General features: G+C 50.7%; 6 protein-coding genes. All 6 read left to right on the forward strand.

Features of this window, described 5'->3' with window-relative positions; all coding sequences use genetic code 11:
• The first annotated feature begins 568 nt into the window (after positions 1–568).
• The 6 genes from AC27IT_RS27350 (at position 569) to AC27IT_RS27375 (ending at position 8346) form a co-directional block, all read left to right on the forward strand.
• Positions 569–1183, forward strand: a complete 615-nt coding sequence (locus AC27IT_RS27350) for a PD-(D/E)XK nuclease family protein (RefSeq protein WP_268871435.1) — start codon at positions 569–571, stop codon at positions 1181–1183.
• A gap of 128 nt (positions 1184–1311) precedes the next feature.
• Complete coding sequence (gene cas6, locus AC27IT_RS27355; RefSeq protein WP_025845208.1) at positions 1312–2280, forward strand: CRISPR system precrRNA processing endoribonuclease RAMP protein Cas6; 969 nt, start codon at positions 1312–1314, stop codon at positions 2278–2280.
• Between the two features lie 278 nt (positions 2281–2558).
• The gene (gene cas3 / locus AC27IT_RS27360) at positions 2559–4991 is read left to right on the forward strand and encodes a CRISPR-associated helicase Cas3' (protein WP_025845207.1); all 2433 of its coding nucleotides are present in this window, start codon (positions 2559–2561) and stop codon (positions 4989–4991) included.
• Positions 4975–6711, forward strand: coding sequence for a hypothetical protein (locus AC27IT_RS27365; protein ID WP_025845206.1), 1737 nt, complete (start codon positions 4975–4977; stop codon positions 6709–6711). Before cas3 ends, AC27IT_RS27365 begins: the two co-directional genes overlap by 17 nt.
• A complete protein-coding gene (locus AC27IT_RS27370; RefSeq protein ID WP_007778808.1) occupies positions 6708–7652 on the forward strand; it encodes a DevR family CRISPR-associated autoregulator in 945 nt (314 codons plus the stop codon). Before AC27IT_RS27365 ends, AC27IT_RS27370 begins: the two co-directional genes overlap by 4 nt.
• 4 nt (positions 7653–7656) lie before the next feature.
• Complete coding sequence (locus tag AC27IT_RS27375) at positions 7657–8346, forward strand: hypothetical protein (RefSeq protein ID WP_025845205.1); 690 nt, start codon at positions 7657–7659, stop codon at positions 8344–8346.
• Positions 8347–8558: the final 212 nt, after the last annotated feature.

Raw genomic sequence — 8558 nt, forward strand, 5'->3', positions numbered from 1 at the left:
AGCCTAAGATGCTATATGCACTGTCTTAGGAGGGGCAATGAGATGCCCTCATCTTGAAGGCTGTTCAAAACAGAAATGGACTGCGAACGCTTAGTCATTCAAGAATCCCACCCGTACACCGCAAGGTAGAAGGCTTGCGGCTTTAGCCGTGGGAGTCTCAATATATGTTGCCATGACACGTGCACAGGAATTGCTGGTATTTTCGGGAGCTGCTGCTTCCTTTTCCGAAAAGTCTTCAATCGAAGAGTGTTCCAATTGGTTTGATTGGCTCCCGTTGCTTGTACCTGAACTGCGAGATGGGGTAAGTGAACAGGTAGTAATGAGACAGGATTGGCGTTTGCAAGTAAGAGTAGGGGAAATGCCGAGACAATTCCAACGGGTGACTCCAAAGATTCGTGTGATGGAAAAGCCTGAATCCCGCTACAGGGCTAGGCAATTGGACAAGGAGAGCAACAATGTTCCTAATCGGATCTGGAGTGTATCAGAGTGGGTCGAACGGTTGGCAGATGAACAGGGAATCAAAAGAAGTAGAGAAGAAATCCCGTACCGTGTTCAATGAAAAAACAGTCTGGAGGCATACGAATGGGGGCATGTTCTCCACCGGGTTTTGGAGCATTTGCAAAGTGACCACGATTTGGAGTATGTCCGCGAACACCTTTTGAAAATAGCGTTGGCTTCAGTGGGCTTGACAAGTCAAGAGGCTCGTGTATTTGCCTGGGAAAAGTTGGGGGCTGAAATTGTTACCTACATGAATAGTGATCTGCATAAAGAATGCTGCCAAGGGAAAAGAATCTACAGTGAAATGCCATTTGCGGTGCGATTATTTGAGGATGTCCAGGAAAGGGGCACTTTGTCGCTCAATGGGGTTATCGATAAAGTATGGCTGAGAGCAGATGGCAAGGCTACTGTTGTAGACTTCAAGACACACAAATATAAAAGTGCTACGCAGGTCAAACGAATTGTCGAAAAATATACGCCGCAGCTCCAACTGTATGCTTATGCAGTAGAAAAATTGTTGCATTGGCGAGTAGACCGTGCAGGCTTGTATATGACAGCTACAGGGAGTTACATGGAGGTGCCTTGTGACTTGCAAGCTAGGGAGAATTTATGGAAAAAAATGCAGATCCTTTGGACGAAAGCTGACAGTCGGTCCGAAGAAAAGGAAAAACGCCTTTTTTCATGAGGAGAAAGGCGTTTTCGACTGTTGGCATATGAAGGAAAGAGAGGGAAAATACCGAATTTATCCAGTGTAAGAACGGAAAGTGCGTTGATTGAAGACCCGGCAAAGGGGACTAGCAGGAGGAACAACCATTGTTTGAGGAACTGAAAGTGGCGGAGTATCGCTTTACATTAGAGGCAGGGGAGCGGGGGCTGGAGTTGCCAGCTTGGAAGGCATCTACCTTTCGCGGAGCGTTTGGCCACGTTTTCAAACGCTTGTCCTGTATGCATCCCGAGCAGGCTTGCGGCTCCTGTACCGCTTTATCCTACTGTGCGTATCCGTACGTTTTTGAAACAAGGCCGGACCAGGAGGATGGGTTTATGGGGAAATACGACCAAGTTCCCCGCCCCTATCTGTTCGAGGTGCCGCAGGATAAACAGACGCACTACGAGGCAGGCGACAGGCTGACGTTCGATTTGCGGCTTTTTGGCAAGGCGATTGATTACGCGCCTTTGTTCGTGACGACTTTCAAAGAATTAGGACGAGAAGGGATCGGCAAAGGCAGAAAGCCGTATCGGCTCATTCATGTAGAGAACAGAGACGAGTATAACGGGAAGCAGCGCAGAGTGTACATGGAACATGAGAGCGGGATTGTACACCAGCCAATCGTCATCACGGGCAAAGAGATTATAGAGCGCGCTCGTACAGCGGAGGCGAGTGGAACGGGGAAAATCATGATTTTTTTCGAGACGCCTTTGCGGTTGAAATGGAAAGGAAAGTACACGGACGATATACAGTTTCATGTGCTGTTTCGCACCCTGTTGCGCCGTATGACGGGGTTGCTGCAATTTCATCATGATGTTGCGCCAGAGTGGCCGATTCGCGAGCTGGTGGAGCGTGCGGAGACAGTGCGGCTTGTGGCGAAAAGAGTGAAGTGGCTGGACTACGACAGATATTCTGCGAGACAAGATGTGAAAATGAAGATGGGGGGCGTCGTGGGATGGGCTGTGTACGAAGGGGAACTTGCGGAGTTTCTGCCGTGGCTGAAGGCGGCGGAGCGTGTTCACGTTGGGAAAAATACGGCGTTTGATTTGGGGCGAATAAGAGTAGGGGGCATGTAGAGGAATAATTGGAGCGGTGAAGGTAACGAAGCAGTTACTTCGGTGGGATATAAGGCTGGGTGTTTTTCCTTTTGGATTAGTGCATAGCATTCCCACCGTTTTTTAAACAAGATGTAAAAAATTTAAGAATAAGGGGAGCTTGATTTTCCAATTTGTTATGGTGTATTTTTACTGTGGACCTAACAAATGGGACTGAAATTTATTTTTAAAGTTTGCAATCAAAAAAAATGACCCATCAAGGGGACTAAAAGTTAATGCCCAAAGCAGGAGGTGTTCGTATGCAGGATTTCTTTGCAGAGCTATTCGGCGCCAAAGCAGCAAGCAGTCCGATTGAGCCTTACCCTTACCAGAAAAAAGTCGCGGAACTGCTGATGCAAAGTCGAAATCTAGTCTTGACTGCTCCAACTGGTGCGGGAAAAACGTGGGCAGCTCTTTCTCCTTTCTTGTATGCCCGCAAGCAAAAAAGAGATTTTGCAGACCGAGTCATCTACTGTTTACCACTGCGTACACTGGCCTCTTCCCTCTACGAATCCACAAAAGACGCACTAAAAGGGCAACAAGTCACATCAACCCTCCAAATGGGCAACCAACCAAACGACCCACTGTTCCAAGGCGATGTCATTTTCACGACCATCGACCAACTGCTTAGCGCCTACATCGGACTGCCTTTCGGAACGTCAAAGGCAGCGGCCAACATTCCCGCTGGCGCGCTGATCGGCGCGTATGTCGTCATCGATGAATTTCATTTGCTTTCGTACACGGAAGCACTTCCGACATTTCTGGATATGATGAAGCGGCTGCACCCTTATACGCGCTTTTTGCTAATGACAGCTACTTCTCCGGAGCCTGTAGTGTCGGCGCTGGTGAAACATCTCGATGGTATGAGTGTGAAGCTGCAAACAGAAGAGTTGGAAAAGCTGTCAACGAGAACGCGCAGCCTGTATTGGCGCGACAAGCGGATGAGCGGGCAGGACATCGCGAACAGGCACCAGGGCGGACGGACATTGGTCATTGTCAATGAGGTCAAGCGGGCGCAAAGTTTGTATTTCGAGCTGACGAGCATCTTGGAAAACGAGGGACGGGCGATAGAGGTACGAGTGCTGCATTCTCGCATGTTTCCAACCCATCGCGAGGATGTTGAATCTTGGGTACTGAAAGCTTTTTCCCGGGATTCGGAAAAGGAAGCGATCCTCATTGCGACACAGGTGGTAGAGGCAGGGCTTGATATTTCCGCCACCCTGCTGCTGACAGATTTGTGCCCCGCCAACGCGCTGTTGCAGCGGATAGGCAGGTGCGCCCGTTTTGCCGGGCAGGAAGGGACGGTAGAGGTGTACTCGCTAAGGGAAGGAGGCGTGGAACATTTTCTCCCTTATGTCTCCAGGCAGGGCAAAAAGGAAGAGAACGACGACTACCAGGTGATGCTTCGAACGGAGCGGGTGCTAAAGGAGCTTGAGTCAGGGACGATTTTGACGCATGAGCTGGAAAAGCAATTGATCGAGACCGTACACGGCGAAATCGACCGAAAGCGGATCGAGCTGGTCATGCATGACTTGTTTTTGCGGGAAGACCAGATTTCCCGTGCTTTGATACGCGGAGATGCCGATATGGGCGAGCTGGTTCGGGCGATCGACAATGTGTCGATGATTATCCACCATTCGCCTGATGAAGTGGATTTGCATCGGAAGCCGGAAATGGTGTCGATGGGACGCAGAGGGCTGTACTTTTTCCTCAGCGGTTTAGAGTGGACAAAAGAGGAATGGGAAAACAACCGACTCATTTTTGTTCCCCGGTTTCCGGACGCACAGGATATTTCAGCTCGTGTTACGTGGGAGCCGATCCAATCGCCAAAAGAAGTCCTCGCGCATATGACGGTACTTTTGTCGCCCAAGCTGGCGAAGTACCATGCGGTTGTCGGATTGCAGCTTCAAAAAGCGTCGTTGAACTGCGCAGAAGCTGACGAGCGGGTGTCGGAATTTTTGGAGAGCGGGGAAAAGGCATCTATTCAGCGTTTCAGCTACCAGCGGGAAACGTATTTGGAGCATGTACAAGACGTTCGTGCACGAAACAGAGAACAGAGTGGGAAGTATTTACAGGCAACCAATTTTTTGTCCAGAAGGTTTCGAATGACTCCCGAGCAGATAGAGGAAATAGCCGATCTGGCGACTGCTCTGCACGATGTGGGCAAGCTCGGGGTGGAAGTACAGCGCAAAATGCGGCGCTGGCAGACGGAGTACAAACAAAAAGAAGAGCTGGAATTGCTGGCCCACACCGATTTTGACGGTACGAATCCGGAAGAGCGGGATGCTTATCGCACCGGGAATTACAGGCCACCGCATCACGCCGTGGAGGGAGCGGTCGCCTTGCAGGAATGGTGCGGCAAGACGTTTGACAGGAAGATTGCCGTCCCGATCCTGCTTGCCATCATGCGCCATCACAACGCTTACAGCAAGGAGTCCGAAGCCATTGTCTTTTGCAAGGGAGCCAGAGAGCATGTGCGAAAAAGCTTGCAAGGCTTGCCGTATGAGCCCTTCTTGAAGCCGCAGTCGATTCGGCATCGTCTGGACGAGCTTGTGAGCTGGCTGCGAAACAACGACGTGCTGGCCCTGTACTGGTATTTGTCGCGCAGATTGAGACTGGCGGATCGGGCTTCTCAGCAGGTGAAAAACGAGAAGAACAACGGGAAGGAGGAAACAGATGTCATGCTATCGTGAGTTTTACGTCGGGAAGCGGACCGGAACCTATGCCGATACGCTTGCGGCAGTGGGCTTGACGAAAATGCTCTGGGCGTTGCAAGGAGGCGGCGACGCGGTGGTGACCGTGACAGAAGAGAGCAGTCGCTTTTGCGTAACGCTGGCGGAGCCAGTCGAGCTGCACGCAGAAAGAGTCTCCGTATTGCAGCGGGACCCGCTCTATTCGTTTATCGTCACAAAGCCTGGGGAAAATGCTCCCGACGGTACCGTCCCCTTTGATTATGTGGCAAACAAGGCGATTGCCGATGCCTATCGCGAGGCACGTAAGCGGAAAAAGGCAGGGGAAGAGCAAGACGAACTGCACGATGTGTCACCAAAGTTTTACGTCTATCAGAAGGTCAACATTTTGCAAGGAATCAGCGCCCGGAACAAGTTGCTGGAGGAGATTGTCGCAGCCAAACAAGAAGAGCTGGCTCAGGCAGTTGTTGCGAAATTGGCAGCTCTTGCAAACGGGCGGCTTGCTAGTGAGGCTGCAACCAAATTCAACCCGAAAGTCGCTGCCGTCCAAGTGTTCAATCCGAGCGTAGGAAAAGGAATTAACCGCCTGAAAGCAGACGGTGCAGGGCGTGGTCCGTTGCCGTCTGCGTTTGTCGACTGGTTCGAGGAATGGCTGCGCTTTATTGGCTCAGATGTCGTCCTGTCCGGCAATTCGATTGGCGACGACATCAAAATGAACGTGGTGGTTCCGGCAAGAGCGAGCTACCGTCACTTGAGCGAGCTGGAACAACTCAAGTTCAGCTATGTCCGTACATCGCGGAAAGCAGATATATTGGCTGTATTTGACCTTGTGCTCTTTCTGATGGATAAAGCCGATGTTCCGACAGGCACGGATTGGGCTTACAGAGTACAAGTTGGCGAGGCGCCCAGGGATGTGTTTTCGGCTGTGCAGACTGCCTATTTCAAATCGCTAGGTTCAGCCAAGCCCATTTCCAATATCGCGAGCATCGGCTTGCCGCAATGGTTTAGCGTGCAGGAGGAAGCGCATATCGTCCGCTGGAAAACGTTTATTGAGGAGCATCGCGGTGTTTTGTTTTTGCTGGATGAGGACAAGACAGAAGAAGCCGAGCTGCTCCATCTGTACCGCGATTTTCTTTCCGGCGATGATTGGCTGTCGTTTCTCCGCTTCCTGGGCAGCTACGGTTGCTGGAGCATGAAGCGCAGGGAAGCGAAAAAACCGACGAGGTCGTTTGTGAAAAAACATTTGGAGGAGTTGTTTACGTTGAGCCAACCTCGGTTACCTGTGGTAGAAGTGATCAACAACAAAGGCTTTCAAAACATCGCCAAGGCGATCAGACAAGCGACGGTCAGCGAGCAGTACGCAAAAGCAAAAGGCAGACAAATTTTTGAAATCAAATACGGGCTGTTTCAGGAAATCAAAAGAAAGGCGAAGTTTCGCGAGGAGCTGCTCACGGTCATTAGCGAATTTATTAGCGAGTTCAACTACGAGAACGCCAGACGCGAGGAACAACTGCGGGAAGCGCCAGGCCGTCGCCGCAAACGGGTATCCATGCAAGATTTGCAAGAGTTTGCCGAGCTCTTGGACCGTTTTCCGAATCAAAAGGAAACAGAAGCGATTGCCATGCTGCTGATCGCCTTTGCTTCGTGCAAAGATGACAAAGGCACGGATACCGAAGATCAAGAGGCAGATTTGGCTTATACCAATGAGGAGGTAGAAATATGAGCGTCCCTTTTCAATCGCTGTCCATCTCAGGATTGCTGACTCTCGATATGCATGCGCTGAACAACGAGGGAGCTGAGGGCAATCAGCTTCAGACACGCATGGTTCACATTGTGGATGGAGATGGTCAGCCAACCGTTGTCAATGCGATTTCCGGCGATATGCTAAAACACATGCAAGCCGAGCACTTGCACGGGATCGCGGTGGAAAAAGGCTTGCCGTTGTGTGCAGGCTGCCAGAAGTTTAATGCAAACCGGATTAATGCGGACGGCGATTTTATTCAAACGCTTGGAGATAAAAATGCCATTAGCGATACGGTGAAAAAAGTTCTCCAGCATTGCGTCGTGGATGACCTTGAAGGGGTGTTGATTACTCAAGGCGGACGCTCTACCCCACGCAAGTCGACGGTCGAGTTTGGATGGATGGTCGGGCTCCCGGACAAAACAAGAACCGAATCGTATTTTCACGTGAAATTCGATCCGAATCGGGGGCAAGGCTCTGGCGGTGAATCTGGCGCTAACCTCGGACAAAACATTTTTTACAGACCTGCCAGCTCCGGGGAGTATGCCGTTGTCATGAATGCGGAATTATCCCGAGTCGGCTTCAATGATGTAGAGCGGGAGTACCAGATTCCGGCGGAGGCTCGCAAGGAGCGAGTGAAGGCGCTGCTCGAAAGTGTCTTGCTCACGTTTATCAAGCCGCTTGGCGCGCACAGAAATACGCAATTCCCGCACATCGTGAATTTTGCAGGCGTTGTCTCTGTTTCTACTTCTACGGTGCCAGCTCCGACAGTCAGTCCTCTGAAAAAAGACTTTTCCCAGGAGCTGCAGAGTATCCAGGCACAACTGAATCGCTTGTATCCGGAGACGATTACTACTTTCCAGTTTTCGTCCCAGGCTGAATTTACAAAGATCATGGTCGACCTGATCGAACAGGTAGGGTAAATGTATGTGGCTGGTGACGACGTACTCGCCTAACTCCCTGTTTTCTCTGCGGACATCTTCTTCCACGAGTTCCGGAGGAAAAACGAATCTCGTTCCGACCATGTACAGCGTGAAAATGGCGCTGCTGGATGCGGCTTTTCGCAAAGGGGTCGAGGGAAAGGAAATTTTTCCGTGGATTCGCGATCTGGATATCCGGTTCGAGCCGCCCAGGCAAGCGATTGTGAACAACAGCTTCATCAAAATTCAAACCGAGCCAAAGGACAAAAAGACGGGACCTGCTTTTATCTCCTCCGTAGGGTTTCGCGAGTATGTTTTCTTCGACGGCGAGCTTGCCATTGCCATCCAAACAAAAGGGCTTGCCGAGCAGCAGTTGTCTTTGTTGAAGGAGCTGCTTCTTCACTTGCATTATTTGGGAAAAAGGGGAAGCTTCCTGCAAGCGGTGAGCCAAGAGGTGCGCGAGGAATTGGGGCAAACGTTTAGCGCCTTGCTGGGTGAACAAACCGCATTCAGTGAATGCGTGGTGATGCAATACCTCGACGACATGGGGCCAAAGGCAACTTTTGAGAGTATCAGCTCTTTCGATGGAACCAGTGCCAAAATGGGCCGGGACCGGATTATGAAAACGGTGTTCATTCCGTATCAACAGAAGCGAGCAAGCAGGGATTTTACTTGGTACACTCGTGAGGAAAGCTGAGCGGTATGGTTGTGGAAGGGGAGGGAGATGAGGTTTGCCTCCCCTTGTTTATGATAGAAAAGCGATGGGCTGTAGTGCGTTGCTTTCGGTTTAACCCCTTAAAATTTGAGTCTTTCTCCCTTATTTTCGCATTTTCATATGCTTCTTCCCTCCTTCAACCACCTAGGAGTCTAGGAAGGAAAACGCCTAGCGTCAAGGAGATCACTTGACCC

The organism is Brevibacillus sp. YAE8 (assembly GCF_057543335.1).

Bases quoted from the DNA above. Each gene is read 5' to 3' on its own strand.
- AC27IT_RS27370 (WP_007778808.1), top strand. From the start codon at position 6,708: ATGAGCGTCCCTTTTCAATCGCTGTCCATCTCAGGATTGCTGACTCTC.
- AC27IT_RS27365 (WP_025845206.1), top strand. From the start codon at position 4,975: ATGTCATGCTATCGTGAGTTTTACGTCGGGAAGCGGACCGGAACCTAT.
- AC27IT_RS27375 (WP_025845205.1), top strand. From the start codon at position 7,657: ATGTGGCTGGTGACGACGTACTCGCCTAACTCCCTGTTTTCTCTGCGG.
- cas3 (WP_025845207.1), top strand. From the start codon at position 2,559: ATGCAGGATTTCTTTGCAGAGCTATTCGGCGCCAAAGCAGCAAGCAGT.